The 12,606-nt window shown below is 42.0% G+C and carries 14 protein-coding genes; 10 read left to right on the plus strand and 4 right to left on the minus strand.

From position 1 onward, the window contains the following. The first annotated feature begins 251 nt into the window (after positions 1 to 251). The 4 genes from EDC41_RS00215 to EDC41_RS00230 all read left to right on the plus strand — a co-directional run bounded on the left by EDC41_RS00215 (position 252) and on the right by EDC41_RS00230 (position 6,102). Positions 252 to 2,168 (plus strand): bifunctional 5-dehydro-2-deoxygluconokinase/5-dehydro-2-deoxyphosphogluconate aldolase, encoded by a 1,917-nt coding sequence (locus EDC41_RS00215; RefSeq protein ID WP_006251493.1) that lies wholly within the window; start codon positions 252 to 254, stop codon positions 2,166 to 2,168. Between the two features lie 288 nt (positions 2,169 to 2,456). Next, on the plus strand, positions 2,457 to 3,797 hold the full coding sequence (locus tag EDC41_RS00220; protein WP_006251492.1) for an alpha-L-fucosidase: 1,341 nt from the start codon (positions 2,457 to 2,459) through the stop codon (positions 3,795 to 3,797). A 2-nt stretch (positions 3,798 to 3,799) separates the two neighbouring features. Then, positions 3,800 to 5,140, plus strand: coding sequence for a PTS sugar transporter subunit IIC (locus EDC41_RS00225; protein WP_006251491.1), 1,341 nt, complete (start codon positions 3,800 to 3,802; stop codon positions 5,138 to 5,140). A gap of 137 nt (positions 5,141 to 5,277) precedes the next feature. Further along, the gene (locus EDC41_RS00230; protein ID WP_006252863.1) at positions 5,278 to 6,102 is read left to right on the plus strand and encodes a MurR/RpiR family transcriptional regulator; all 825 of its coding nucleotides are present in this window, start codon (positions 5,278 to 5,280) and stop codon (positions 6,100 to 6,102) included. A 43-nt stretch (positions 6,103 to 6,145) separates the two neighbouring features. Here EDC41_RS00230 and EDC41_RS00235 read toward each other — a convergent pair whose 3' ends face one another. Next, a complete protein-coding gene (locus EDC41_RS00235; protein ID WP_006251489.1) occupies positions 6,146 to 6,388 on the minus strand; it encodes a PTS sugar transporter subunit IIB in 243 nt (80 codons plus the stop codon). Positions 6,389 to 6,652: 264 nt separating this feature from the next. On the opposite strand from EDC41_RS00235, the gene rpsP reads away from it, so the two are divergent. The 6 genes from rpsP to EDC41_RS00265 all read left to right on the plus strand — a co-directional run bounded on the left by rpsP (position 6,653) and on the right by EDC41_RS00265 (position 9,477). Then, positions 6,653 to 6,901: a 30S ribosomal protein S16 gene (gene rpsP / locus EDC41_RS00240; protein ID WP_005599334.1), complete on the plus strand. Its 249-nt coding sequence runs from the start codon at positions 6,653 to 6,655 to the stop codon at positions 6,899 to 6,901. A 35-nt stretch (positions 6,902 to 6,936) separates the two neighbouring features. Beyond that, positions 6,937 to 7,464, plus strand: coding sequence for a ribosome maturation factor RimM (rimM, locus tag EDC41_RS00245; RefSeq protein ID WP_006251488.1), 528 nt, complete (start codon positions 6,937 to 6,939; stop codon positions 7,462 to 7,464). 44 nt (positions 7,465 to 7,508) lie between these two features. Further along, a complete protein-coding gene (gene trmD, locus EDC41_RS00250) occupies positions 7,509 to 8,264 on the plus strand; it encodes a tRNA (guanosine(37)-N1)-methyltransferase TrmD (RefSeq protein ID WP_006251487.1) in 756 nt (251 codons plus the stop codon). A 25-nt stretch (positions 8,265 to 8,289) separates the two neighbouring features. After that, positions 8,290 to 8,640, plus strand: a complete 351-nt coding sequence (rplS, locus tag EDC41_RS00255) for a 50S ribosomal protein L19 (RefSeq protein ID WP_006251486.1) — start codon at positions 8,290 to 8,292, stop codon at positions 8,638 to 8,640. Between the two features lie 155 nt (positions 8,641 to 8,795). Next, on the plus strand, positions 8,796 to 9,152 hold the full coding sequence (locus EDC41_RS00260; RefSeq protein ID WP_006251485.1) for a hypothetical protein: 357 nt from the start codon (positions 8,796 to 8,798) through the stop codon (positions 9,150 to 9,152). Position 9,153: 1 nt separating this feature from the next. Next, positions 9,154 to 9,477, plus strand: coding sequence for a hypothetical protein (locus EDC41_RS00265; protein WP_006250170.1), 324 nt, complete (start codon positions 9,154 to 9,156; stop codon positions 9,475 to 9,477). Positions 9,478 to 9,486: 9 nt separating this feature from the next. On the opposite strand, the gene EDC41_RS00270 is transcribed toward EDC41_RS00265, so the two are convergent. The 3 genes from EDC41_RS00270 to accC form a co-directional block, all read right to left on the minus strand. Next, positions 9,487 to 9,819: a MazG nucleotide pyrophosphohydrolase domain-containing protein gene (locus tag EDC41_RS00270; RefSeq protein ID WP_006250169.1), complete on the minus strand. Its 333-nt coding sequence runs from the start codon at positions 9,817 to 9,819 to the stop codon at positions 9,487 to 9,489. Positions 9,820 to 9,911: 92 nt separating this feature from the next. Beyond that, on the minus strand, positions 9,912 to 11,108 hold the full coding sequence (locus EDC41_RS00275) for a ribosomal protein uL16 3-hydroxylase (RefSeq protein ID WP_006250168.1): 1,197 nt from the start codon (positions 11,106 to 11,108) through the stop codon (positions 9,912 to 9,914). A gap of 148 nt (positions 11,109 to 11,256) precedes the next feature. Beyond that, positions 11,257 to 12,600: an acetyl-CoA carboxylase biotin carboxylase subunit gene (gene accC, locus EDC41_RS00280; RefSeq protein WP_006251483.1), complete on the minus strand. Its 1,344-nt coding sequence runs from the start codon at positions 12,598 to 12,600 to the stop codon at positions 11,257 to 11,259. Positions 12,601 to 12,606: the final 6 nt, after the last annotated feature.

The following is a 12,606-nucleotide window of genomic DNA, read 5'->3' on the forward strand; positions in this document are numbered from 1 at the left end:
TACATCGCTTTTGCAAGCGGTCGGTTTTCTACTGATTTTTACAAATGAAAAATTTATTTCATTTATAATAGCAAGGAAATCGAAAAAAAGATGTGATCCAGTTCTCATTTCTGCGAAGTTATTGCCTTATTTTTCAAAGTGAGAGCTAGATCACAGAAATGATAATTTAAATAGAATAAATTTGAAATAAAAATTTCATTTTTGTATGATGTATAGTGTGTATTCAAATTTACTTGTTGTAAGGAGCGGTTATGGCAACAGTTAATCATCAAGATCGTCCATTGGATCTTATCTGTTTAGGGCGTGTGGCGGTGGACTTTTATGGGCAACAAATCGGTTCCCGTTTGGAAGAGATGACCACATTTTCAAAATACCTCGGCGGCTCGTCAGGCAATGTGGCTTACGGTACGGCGGTGCAAGGTTTACGTTCTTCAATGCTGGCAAGGGTCGGTGACGAACATATGGGGCGTTTTCTACGTGAAGAGCTACAAAGCGTAGGCGTGGACACCAGCCATTTAATTACCGATAAAGAACGCTTAACTGCACTGGTTATTCTCGGCATTAAAGATAAAGAGACTTTTCCGCTGATTTTCTATCGTGATAACTGTGCGGATATGGCAATCACCAAAGACGATTTTAGCGAAGCCTATATTGCTTCCAGCCGTTGCTTAGCAATTACCGGCACGCACCTGTCAAACCCTAAAACCCGTGAAGCTGTGCTGACCGCACTCGAATATGCGGGTAGAAATGAGGTAAAACGAGCGTTAGATATTGATTATCGCCCTGTGTTATGGGGATTAACCTCACTCGGTGATGGCGAAACCCGTTATATAGACAGTGCCGAAGTCACCAAATCGCTACAAGAAGTATTGCACCATTTCGATCTGATTGTCGGCACAGAGGAAGAATTTCATATCGCAGGCGGTTCGACCGATACTCTCACTGCACTCAAAAATGTGCGTAAAGTCTCTAATGCCGTATTAGTGTGCAAACGTGGGGCATTAGGGTGTTCAGTATTTGAAGGCGAGCTGCCGAATGATTTAGACGGTGGCTTGAATGTGTACGGCGTGCGTGTAGAAGTGCTGAATGTGCTGGGTGCAGGCGATGCTTTTATGTCGGGCTTACTGCGTGGCTACTTAAATAACGAAGGTTGGGAACAAGCGTGCCACTATGCCAATGCGTGCGGAGCGTTAGTGGTATCTCGTCACGGCTGTTCACCGGCAATGCCGACCAAACGTGAACTTGACGATTATTTAACCCGTGCAGAGAGTGTACCACGTCCGGATTTAGATGAGCGTTTAAACCACTTACACCGTGTCACCACCCGCAAAAAACAGTGGGAAAATCTCTGTATTTTTGCTTTTGATCACCGCAAACAGTTGGTGGATATGGCAAATAAAGTCGGTGCAGATCTTGCTCGCATACCGAAACTGAAACAGCTGCTATTAAAAGCGATGGAACAAACCGCAACTCAATCCGGCTTACCACAAAATCAAGCAGGGATCCTAGCCGATACCACTTTCGGGCAAGATGTACTTAATGAGATTACCGGCAAAGATTACTGGATTGCCCGCCCGATTGAAGAGCCGTCTTCCCGCCCGCTGGAATTAGAGTATGGAGATTTAGGCTCTCAGCTAGCATCATTCCCACGCGATCACGTCATCAAATGCTTGGCATTTTACCACCCGAATGATGAAAGCGGTTTAAAAGCCCGCCAAGATCGCAAGTTAAAAGAGGTGTATCAAGCCTGTTGCCGTACCGGTCACGAGCTATTGTTGGAAATTATTCTGCCTGCTGATATGCCACAGAGTGAGGCTTTCTATAACCAAGCGATAGCACATTTCTACCAACTTGGCATTAAGCCGGAATGGTGGAAATTGCCGGATGTTTCTCGCGCACAATGGCAAGCGATTTCCGCCACCATTGAGGCAAACGATCCGGACTGTCGTGGTATTTTAATTTTAGGTTTAGATGCCCCGTTAGAGGTGTTTAAAGACACCTTTGAACAGGCAAAAGGCTGTGAGAAAGTGAAAGGCTTTGCAGTCGGCCGCACCATTTTCGGTGAACCGTCCGAAAAATGGCTTGCCGGTGAATTGGACGACAATACCTTGATTTCTGCGGTATCGGAGAAATATCGCACTTTAATCGATCTCTGGCAACAACGTTAATCATATTGCTTTAAGTGAAAACCCCTTAGCTTATGATATTAAGCAAGGGGTTTTGTTTTGCAAAAAATCCGGCTAAACAGACCGCTTGCTAGCCGTAAAAATGCCCGAATTTTCCTAAAAAAGCGAATATCGGGCATTCCTCAATCTGCTTATCACAAAATAAGTGTGATGAAGTTCACATTTCATACATAAACCCCCCCCTTTTTATCGAAACAAATTGTTTTATTTTTATCAAAATGGAAAATGTATTTCAGTTTAGTTCTATTTAGATTCAATAGGAGTCTGTGTATGAGTTGCAACACTTCACCAAAACGTTTCCACGCCAGTTGGGAGTCGATCAAACAGCACCAAGTACCAGAGTGGTATGAAGATGCTAAGTTTGGGATTTTTATTCACTGGGGGATTTACTCCGTACCCGCCTTTGCCCCACCGACCTGTCAGTTAGGTGAAATTGATATTGATGAACAGTGGTTCTGTAATAACCCTTATGCAGAATGGTATTTTAATTCCATCAATGTCAAAAAAGGCCCGACCTACGAACATCATATCAAAACTTATGGCGAATCCTTTGCCTATAACGACTTCCTGCCACTATGGAAAGCGGAAAAATGGCAACCAGCAGAATGGGCGAAACTGTTTGCCAAAGCTGGCGCCAAATATGTGGTATTAACCACCAAACATCACGATGGTTTCTGTCTCTATCCAAGTAAATATACCGATTTCAACTGCATGCAAGCCGGACCGAAGCGGGATTTAATGGGCGAGCTGACTGAAAATGTGCGGGAGCAAGGCTTAAAAATGGGCGCTTACTACTCGGGCATTATCGATTGGACTTATTCCTCTGCCCCGATTTTCACCGAAAGTCAAAACTTCTCAAACGCTTGCCCGACTTACGAATACGCTGACTACGCCTATAAACAAGTGGTAGAGCTGATCGACCGCTATAAACCAGATGTATTGTGGAATGATATTGGCTGGCCAAAAGTGGGCGAGCATATGTTACCACATCTATTTGCTCATTATTACAACAGCGTTCAAGAGGGCGTAGTGGACGACCGCTGGAACAAACTATGGTGCGATTTCACCTCCAAAGAATACAAACACGGCGTGGCTTCCCGTGATAAGAAATGGGAAATGTGCCGTGGTATGGGCTTATCGTTCGGTTATAACCAGGTAGAAGACGAAAGCCATTTGATTTCGGTGAAAGACTTGATTTCCCTATTGGTAGAAACCGTAGCCGACAACGGCAATTTATTGCTGAATATCGGCCCGAAAGCAGATGGCACTATTCCGCAAGAGCAAGTTGAACGCTTATTAGCACTGGGGAGCTGGCTGGAAATAAATGGAGAGGGAATCTATAAATCCCGTTGTAGCCAACACCAAACCGAGCAAATCGGTGATGTAACCTATCGTTATACCAAAGTTGGGGCGGATCTCTATCTTTACATTGATGGCTTAACCGAAGCCCAAATCAGCTTGCCACTGTCAGTTTATGGTGAGCTACAAGCACTCAATACCGACCTGAAATTTACCATTGAAAACACTGCACAAGGCAGAGTGTTACATATTCAAAACTACCAACCGGATTGGTATGTATTAGGCTTTAAAATTGCAGATGGGGAGAAATAGGTATGTCTGTTTCACAACGCTTTATTAACTTTATGAATACCCACGTTGCCCCAGTGGCACGCCGAATGGAAAATCAACCGCATATTTCCGCTATTCGAGACGGTTTTATTGTAGTGTTACCATTCTTAATTGTCGGCAGCTTTATTATGATTTTGCTAATTCCGCCATTTGATGAAAATACCCAAAATGCTTTCGGTCAAGCTTGGTGGCGTTTTGCTAACTGGGCAAGTCCTTACGGTTGGAATTTCTTCCAAATGTCGTTTAATGCGATTTCATTATTTACCTCTGCCAGTATCGCCTACAACCTTGCCAAAGCCTATAAAAGAGAGCCCCTGCCAGCGGCATTTCTCTCGGTAATGGCATTTTTGTTAGTGGCTGCACCGGTCAAAGACGGAATGATGGATATTAAATTCTTTGGCGGTATTGGGCTATTCTCTGCGATTTTTATTGCCATTTATTCGGTAGAAATGACCCGCTTGTTGGAGTTCTTAAAAATTAAAATCCGCTTACCGAAAGAAGTGCCGCACGCTGTAGCAGAATCTCTGAATATCGTGATTCCAATTTTAGCGATTTTACTGACTCTCTATCCGTTTGCCATTTGGGTGGAAAGTGCCACAGGTCGTAATATTCCACAACTAATTATGGACTTTATGGCGCCATTGATTGCTGTGAGTGACTCGCTAGGGGCAATTTGCTTGTTCGTTATTGCTACCCATTTGCTCTGGTTCTTAGGCATTAACGGCTCATTGGTACTAATGCAACTTTGGACACCATTCCTACTGCAAAATATGGCGGCAAACTTAGCAGCATTCCAAGCTGGTGAACCGCTCCCCTTTATCATCACCAATTCCTTCTGGGATTTCTATATCGTACACGGGGCAAGTGGTGGTGTAATAGCCTTGGCATTCCTGCTGGTACGCAGTAAATCGGCACACTTACGCTCTATCGGTAAAATCGGCTTGGTTCCGTCCTTCTTCTCTATCGGTGAACCAATTGTGTATGGTGTGCCAATGGTGGTTAATCCGCTGTTCTTTATCCCGCTGATTTTCGCACCACTAGCGAATGCGGTTATTGCCTACCTGATTTTAGATTTTAACCTTATTCACCGTGTTTACTTGATGGCACCGTGGACAACACCGGCACCGATTGGGGCATATCTGGTTTCTGCCGGTGATATTTGGGCACCAATTTTAAGTATTGCACTGATTATTTTGGATATTGTGATCTACTATCCATTCTTCAAAATGTATGAAAAAGTCTGCGTCGAGAAAGAAAAAGCACAAAATCTAGATGAAAAAGCACAACAGGAGTTGATAGAAAAAGCACGAATGGCAGCACAATAACACTTATTTCTAGCGTAATTGAGAGGGGTTAATCGAAAGATTAGCCCTTATTTTTGCAAAAAATTGACAAAATTTATCCGCTTGTAAACAAGAAAAGCGTATAATGAAATAAAAAATTCAAGCAGAGATAATTTGAAATGAATGGACCTACTCAATTAGCACATTTTCAAGAACAAATCCGAAAAGAGTATGACGGACTAAGTAAACGTTTAAAACAAGTGGCACAGTATGTGCTGGATAATGGCAACAGCGTGGTGTTTGATACGGTTTCTACCATTGCTGAACGGGCTGATGTTCCTCCTTCAACCTTAATCCGTTTTGCGAATGCATTTGGATTTAGCGGTTTTAATGAAATTAAACAGCTTTATCGCCAAGATATGATGGAAGGCACATCACGTTACACCGAACGTGTGCAACTTTTTCGTCAAATTGAACCGCTTGATGAGCAAAACAGTGAGCTCAATCATATTTTAGATGTGTTCGTACAGGGTAATACGCAGGCACTGCAACAGTTATCGACACAAATCAGCGAAGAGCAGTTAGCACAAACGGTGGATATTTTACACAATGCTAAACGCATTTTTATTGTGGGCTTAAAACGCTCATTCAGCATTGCGAACTACCTAAACTATGCGTTACACCATTTGGATTATGATGTTTTTATGATTGATGGTTCCGGCGGTATGTTTGACGAGCAATTAAGCCGAATTCGTGAAGGTGATGCGGTGATTGCCGTGAGCTTTTCTCCGTATGCGAATGAAACGCTCAATGTGGTGACAGCAACCGCCAGACCGGGGGTGAAACACATTGCGATCACCGATAGCCAACTTAGCCCGCTCCTTTCATTTAGCGATGTGTCGTTTATTATTAAGGAAGCACAGGTGAGTGGTTTTCGATCCCAGTGTGCTACAATGACGCTTGCACAAACGATTGCCGTTTCACTGGCGTTGAAAAAAGCCTAGATTAAGAAAGTGAAAGACCTGCGTAAATGCAGGTCTTTGGTTATTAGCCGATTAAAGCGTTAATTTCATCACGATACTGCCCGGCTTTTGCACCAAAAATAATTTGCTGCGTATCACCGACTTTAATGACATCAACCGCCCCAAGCTTTTTCAGTGCCGACTTATTTAATAAACCGTTGTTATGTAACACCACACGTAAACGGGTTAAACAAGCTTCAACTTGCTTGATATTTTCTTTGTTTCCTAAAGCATTAATAATTTCTAGAATGATAGATTTATCAGACATATTTCCTCCATACCTATTTATATTTAAAACTCTTATTATGATATTTTAAACATTTTCTGATGGTTAGAACAATTTTTATTAGTAATTTGTATAAAAAAACGCTAAATGTATCTTTCTTTAAAAGAGTCATATCAATGAATCTCCCTTGTCTTTCCGCAAAAAATCTGTATAATATGACCGCTTGTTTTCTCTTTTGAAACAAGTTCGTCACCCTCACCTCGAACGAGGGTTTATTTTTTACTATCAACATTTAGAGGAAAGGTTATGGTAACCATTCGTTTAACTCGTGGCGGAGCTAAAAAACGCCCATTTTACCAAATCGTGGTAGCGGATAGTCGTTCACCTCGTGATGGTCGCTTTATCGAGCGTATCGGTTTCTTCAATCCATTAGCAGCTGGTCAAGCTGAGCGTTTACGTTTAGATGTGGCTAAAGTGGATGCGTGGGTTGCTAAAGGTGCTGACTTATCAGATCGTGTTGCTTCTTTAGTAAAAGAAGCTCGCAAAGCAGCTTAATATTAAATAAGCCAAAATTAAATAAGTAGGTGAGTATGAGCGAACAAAAAATTGAAGTTGTCGGTAAATTAGGTTCAACCTATGGGATCCGTGGCTGGTTACGCCTCTATTCATCAACAGAACAATCTGAAAGCATTTTCGACTATCAGCCGTGGTTTTTAAAAATTAAAGGCAACTGGCAGCCAGTCGAATTAGAAAGTTGGCGTTATCACAGCAACGATTTGATTGTGAAGTTAAAAGGTACGGAAGATCGTGAAGCCGCACAGTTATTAACGAATGCCGAAATCGGTGTAGATTTATCTGTATTTCCTGAATTGGAAGAAGGGGATTACTATTGGCACGATTTAATCGGCTGTACAGTAGTAAACTTGGAAGGCTACACAATGGGAACTGTAACCGAAATGATGGAAACAGGTTCAAACGATGTATTAGTGGTGCGTGCAAACAGCAAAGATGCTTTTGGTAAACAAGAACGATTAATTCCGTTTTTGTACGAACAAGTAGTTAAAAGAGTAGATCTCGCCACCAAAGCCATAACGGTGGAGTGGGACGCTGGTTTCTAACCTCAGGTATGCGGTGAGCTTTGGAAAACATTTGAGGCGTTAAGATGTGGATTGGTATTATTTCACTGTTTCCTGAAATGTTTAAAGCAATTACCGATTTCGGGGTGACAGGACGTGCAGTTAAGCAAAATCTATTGCAAATCGAATGTTGGAATCCACGTGATTTCACATTAGATAAACATAAAACGGTTGATGATCGTCCTTATGGCGGTGGGCCGGGAATGTTAATGATGGTGCAGCCGTTGCGTGATGCGATTCACGCAGCAAAAAAGGCAGCATCAGCAGTAGATGGTGGTGAAGCTAAAGTGATTTATCTTTCACCGCAAGGACGTAAACTCGATCAAACAGGCGTGCAAACGCTGGCTTCAAATCAGAAACTGATTTTAATTTGTGGACGATATGAAGGCGTGGACGAGCGATTGATTCAAACAGAAGTTGATGAAGAATGGTCAATCGGTGATTACGTTCTCACAGGGGGGGAATTACCTGCAATGACATTAATTGATGCTGTTGCAAGATTTGTTCCGGGCGTATTGGGTAAGCAGGCTTCAGCGTTAGAAGATTCTTTCGCAGAAGGATTACTAGATTGCCCACACTATACCCGCCCTGAAGTATTAGACGGTATGCCTGTTCCGGAGGTGCTGATGTCTGGACATCACGAACAAATTCGTAAATGGCGATTGGAACAATCGCTTGAGCGAACGTGGTTAAGACGCCCTGAGCTATTGGATAGCCTAGCTCTGACTGACGAACAAAGAGTGTTGTTAGCTAAAATTAAAAAGCAACATAAAATCAGTTAATTCTAGGATTTAGAAGGTTTTCAAAATGAGTAACATCATCAAACAACTTGAACAAGAACAGTTAAAACAAAACTTACCTAGCTTCCGTCCAGGTGACACATTAGAAGTTAAGGTATGGGTAGTAGAAGGTAGTAAAAAACGTTTGCAAGCGTTCGAAGGCGTGGTTATTGCAATTCGTAACCGTGGCTTGCACTCTGCATTCACTCTACGTAAAGTTTCAAATGGCGTAGGCGTTGAGCGTGTATTCCAAACTCACTCACCTGTAATTGACAGCATTTCTGTTAAACGTAAAGGTGCGGTACGTAAAGCTAAACTTTACTACTTACGTGAGCGTTCTGGTAAATCTGCACGTATCAAAGAGCGTCTTGGCGACTAATTGCTACAAAACAGTGAAATGCACAAAAGCCTTGAGGAAACTCAAGGCTTTTGCTTTTTGTATTTACAAGCAGTTATTTTTCCTCAATGATTTACAAATCTTGCTTTCTTTTTTGTTATAATGTTAACAAGATAACATTAATGATAGGTGTCGATATGAAACAATTAAGTATTAGATTGCCAGACGATGAATTTACTTTTATTAAAACATTTGCTTCTGCTCATAAACTGACTTTACAAAATTTTGTGATGTCCGCAATCCAAGCTAAAGTTGCAGAAATGTCTGCTAAAAATAAAATATCTGAAGAAAGTAACATTCATCAACCTCTTTCTAAAGATGAAAAAATAATGCTAAATGAGGCAAAAGTATTTTATTCTGCTCGTTCGCATTTAAAGGCAGAAAATGTGATTCTTCCGAGTGATTTTATGGAGCAAATTAAATCAGGCTGTGGAGCAGAAAAAATGGCAGAAATGATGGGATATACCAAAGAAGATTGGGAGTCAATGAAGTAATATGGGGCAGATTACATTTAGTAATATTTTCACAAAAGTGATTTTTGAGAATGTGCTTTCTGCTTCAACTAAAGAGAAAATAAAACAAATGCTTTTTCAGTCTGTGGTTGCATTACCTCCTCTCCATTCAGAAAGAAAAATGATTTTACAGTTGAAAAAGCAAAAAATTACCATTTTTTATCAAGTTATTGAGGAACAATCTGTGCAAATCCTCGCTTATCAATTTGGTGGAACTGATAAATTGACAGGTGTGTCTAAAGCTCACTTTAAAACACTAGATGCCATTTTTCAAATGACGGATGAAGAGAAAGAAGGAAAATTCTAATGTAAGCGGTTATTTTTCCATATTTTTTTGCAAATAACGTTTCTCAAATTTTGCTTGATGGCGTTCAAGCACTTCCGTCATCGAAATGCCATATTTATCGGCTAATACAAAAAGATTATCCATCACATCGCCTAACTCTTCGATTAAGTTATCTCGTTTTTGCTGTTGTGAAGCTTCGGTTTCGTCCGGTCGTTCACGCCCGATTTCAATCGCTCTTACTGCACAAGCCACTTCGCCGATTTCTTCTGCTAGATAAGTCACCCGCATAAAAGGGCTTCGTTCATACCAACCTTGTTGTTGGTAAAACTGGCGAACCCATTGTTGATATTGTTCAATTTGCATTTTATTTCTGATTCAAAAAGTAGGGACGAAAAATTTTTCGCCCTTTTATAAGAAAATGTATCAGGGCAAATGATGATTTGCCCCTAGGAGTGTTACTCTGCCTCAGAGAGAATAATCCAGCCACTATCCAGCCAGTCGCAAATGGTGTCTAGCATTAGCTCCAGCTCCGCTTGGTCTTGCACTTTGGAGGCAAGTTTGTTCCACGAAATCGAATCTCCATTGGCGATACGAATCAGTAATGCCATTTCTGCTTCGTTTAACTCATCAATCCACTCGCCATTTACATAAACCCGTTGAGGGTTCTCGGTGTAGAGGATTTTTACATTTGCATCTTGCTGTAACCAGCCGCCGGCTTCGAGAATTTCTTGCACTTCGTCAGGGTAATATTCATTGTCAGTTTGCAATAATTCATAACGGCGGGAGCTTGCCGCAGTGGCAACACTGTGAGTGAGTAACTCATCGAACTGTTCGGAATTTTGGAGCAAGTCGATTAACTGATGTTTAAACATTTTCACCATTTTCGGATCAAGCAACGCATTCGGCTGTTCATTCGGCGTTAAGCGGAACGGAAGATGAAATTCCGATGAATTAATGTTGTCGGCTTGTTGTTCGATGGTTTTGCAGAGATTTTCCAGTAAATCGGTCGCATTTGGATAACGTAAACCAAAAGAGAAAGTTAAACCTTGCTCGCTTTCGGAAACACCATAGTGAGCCATTCGAGACGGAACATAAAGCACATCACCCGGGTTCATTACCTCGTCCATTACCAGTTCGCCCATATCATCAAAAATGCGGATCGGTTGGTTTGGTTTGAATTCGGTGCTTGGATCGCACCATTTGCCTAATTGCCAACGACGTTGCCCATAGCCTTGCACCAAGAACACATCGTACTCATCATAATGTTTGCCGACAGTGCCGTTGAGCGGTGAGCAAGAAACCATAATGTCATCACGTTGCCATTGCGGGATAAAACCAAAAGCCTGCCAAAGCTCGCCTAGCTCAGGAGACCATTGCTCGAGGTTTTGCACCATTACAGACCATTGTACAGGTAACTCTTCCAAATCTTCCTCAACAAGCGGGCTGGATTTAACAGACCATTTCTCGTTTTCGCATTGAATCAGGCGTGCAGTGACTTCTTCCTCTAATGCCAGTTCTAAAATATCTTCCGGCTCAAACAATCCGACAATTTGGGGTAAGCCGTTACGAATTAATAGCGGTCGTTTTTGCCAATATTCTCGCAAAAAGGTTTCAGGGCTGATATTTTCAGGTAAGCAGAATGGAATGTTCATAATGGCTCCTTGCTACGTGCTTCTTTGAGATTACTGATATTCTACCCGAGAAATCAGGAAAAACGGGAAATTTTTTATGATTTAGCGACATCATTCACATTTTGAAGAGGAAATAATGAAAAAGGCGAACATTGTTCGCCTTTGAAATTTATTTTAAACCGAGTTTTTTCTCGAGATAGTGGATATTGGTGCCACCTTTGCGGAATTCTTTATCCGCAAGAATTTGAGTATGTAAAGGAATATTGGTTTTAATGCCTTCCACAATGGTTTCGGAAAGGGCATTTTCCATCCGGCGAATCGCAATATCACGATTTTCAGCAAAGGTAATCAATTTACCAATCATTGAATCGTAATGTGGCGGCACGCTATAGCCTGAGTAAATATGTGAATCCCAACGCACACCTAAACCACCCGGAACGTGTAAACGGGTAATTTTACCCGGCGATGGCAAGAAGGTGTTTGGATCTTCTGCGTTGATACGGCACTCAATGGCGTGACCTTTCACTTTAATATCATCTTGTGTGATCGAAAGTGGTAAGCCGGCTGCCACACGCAGTTGCTCTTTTACCAAGTCCACACCGGTAATCATTTCGGTTACAGGGTGTTCTACCTGTAAGCGGGTGTTCATTTCAATGAAGTAAAACTCGCCGTTTTCATATAAGAACTCAAAAGTACCTGCACCACGGTAGCCAATTTCACGGCAGGCATTGGCACAACGCTCCCCAATAAATTGACGCAATTCAGGTGTAATACCCGGAGCAGGTGCTTCTTCCACCACTTTTTGGTGGCGACGTTGCATTGAACAGTCACGCTCTGCTAAATAAACCGCATTACCGTGAGTATCGGCAAGTACTTGGATTTCAATATGGCGTGGATTTTCTAAATATTTCTCCATATACACCATATCGTTATTAAATGCCGCTTTCGCTTCGGCTTTCGTCATTGCGATAGATTCTTCCAAATCTTTCTCGTGATGAACCACACGCATACCACGACCGCCACCACCACCTGATGCTTTGATGATCACCGGGTAGCCGATACGTTTAGCGATTTCTTTATTTTTCTTCGGATCGTTACCAACCGGACCGTCAGAACCCGGTACGCAAGGCACGCCGGCTTTTTTCATTGCATTGATAGCAGAGACTTTATCGCCCATTAAGCGAATCACATCAGCCGTTGGACCAATAAAGATAAAGCCTGATTTCTCAACTTGTTCGGCAAAGTTTGCGTTTTCAGATAAGAAACCGTAGCCCGGATGAATAGCATCGGCATTCGTTACTTCGGCAGCGGCAATAATCATCGGGATATTTAAATAGCTTTTTACCGATGGAGCAGGACCGATACAAATGGTTTCATCGGCTAATTTAACGTGTTTTAATTCACGGTCGGCAGTTGAATGCACTGCAACCGTTTTAATGCCCAATTCTTTACAAGCACGCAAAATACGCAGGGCAATTTCACCACGGTTTGCGATAACAACTTTTTCTAACATAGGGAA

The sequence above is a fragment of the Mannheimia haemolytica genome (assembly GCF_004342115.1).
In the GTDB taxonomy this organism is placed as follows: domain Bacteria; phylum Pseudomonadota; class Gammaproteobacteria; order Enterobacterales; family Pasteurellaceae; genus Mannheimia; species Mannheimia haemolytica.

What these genes read in the sequence shown, in the direction of transcription:
- EDC41_RS00265 (WP_006250170.1), top strand. Translation starts at nt 9,154, where the DNA reads ATGGGGCAGATTACATTTAGTAATATTTTCACAAAAGTGATTTTTGAG.
- EDC41_RS00270 (WP_006250169.1), bottom strand. Translation starts at nt 9,819, where the DNA reads ATGCAAATTGAACAATATCAACAATGGGTTCGCCAGTTTTACCAACAA.
- rplS (WP_006251486.1), top strand. Translation starts at nt 8,290, where the DNA reads ATGAGTAACATCATCAAACAACTTGAACAAGAACAGTTAAAACAAAAC.
- EDC41_RS00260 (WP_006251485.1), top strand. Translation starts at nt 8,796, where the DNA reads ATGAAACAATTAAGTATTAGATTGCCAGACGATGAATTTACTTTTATT.
- rimM (WP_006251488.1), top strand. Translation starts at nt 6,937, where the DNA reads ATGAGCGAACAAAAAATTGAAGTTGTCGGTAAATTAGGTTCAACCTAT.
- EDC41_RS00275 (WP_006250168.1), bottom strand. Translation starts at nt 11,108, where the DNA reads ATGAACATTCCATTCTGCTTACCTGAAAATATCAGCCCTGAAACCTTT.
- rpsP (WP_005599334.1), top strand. Translation starts at nt 6,653, where the DNA reads ATGGTAACCATTCGTTTAACTCGTGGCGGAGCTAAAAAACGCCCATTT.
- trmD (WP_006251487.1), top strand. Translation starts at nt 7,509, where the DNA reads ATGTGGATTGGTATTATTTCACTGTTTCCTGAAATGTTTAAAGCAATT.
- EDC41_RS00220 (WP_006251492.1), top strand. Translation starts at nt 2,457, where the DNA reads ATGAGTTGCAACACTTCACCAAAACGTTTCCACGCCAGTTGGGAGTCG.
- EDC41_RS00235 (WP_006251489.1), bottom strand. Translation starts at nt 6,388, where the DNA reads ATGTCTGATAAATCTATCATTCTAGAAATTATTAATGCTTTAGGAAAC.
- EDC41_RS00230 (WP_006252863.1), top strand. Translation starts at nt 5,278, where the DNA reads ATGAATGGACCTACTCAATTAGCACATTTTCAAGAACAAATCCGAAAA.
- accC (WP_006251483.1), bottom strand. Translation starts at nt 12,600, where the DNA reads ATGTTAGAAAAAGTTGTTATCGCAAACCGTGGTGAAATTGCCCTGCGT.
- EDC41_RS00215 (WP_006251493.1), top strand. Translation starts at nt 252, where the DNA reads ATGGCAACAGTTAATCATCAAGATCGTCCATTGGATCTTATCTGTTTA.
- EDC41_RS00225 (WP_006251491.1), top strand. Translation starts at nt 3,800, where the DNA reads ATGTCTGTTTCACAACGCTTTATTAACTTTATGAATACCCACGTTGCC.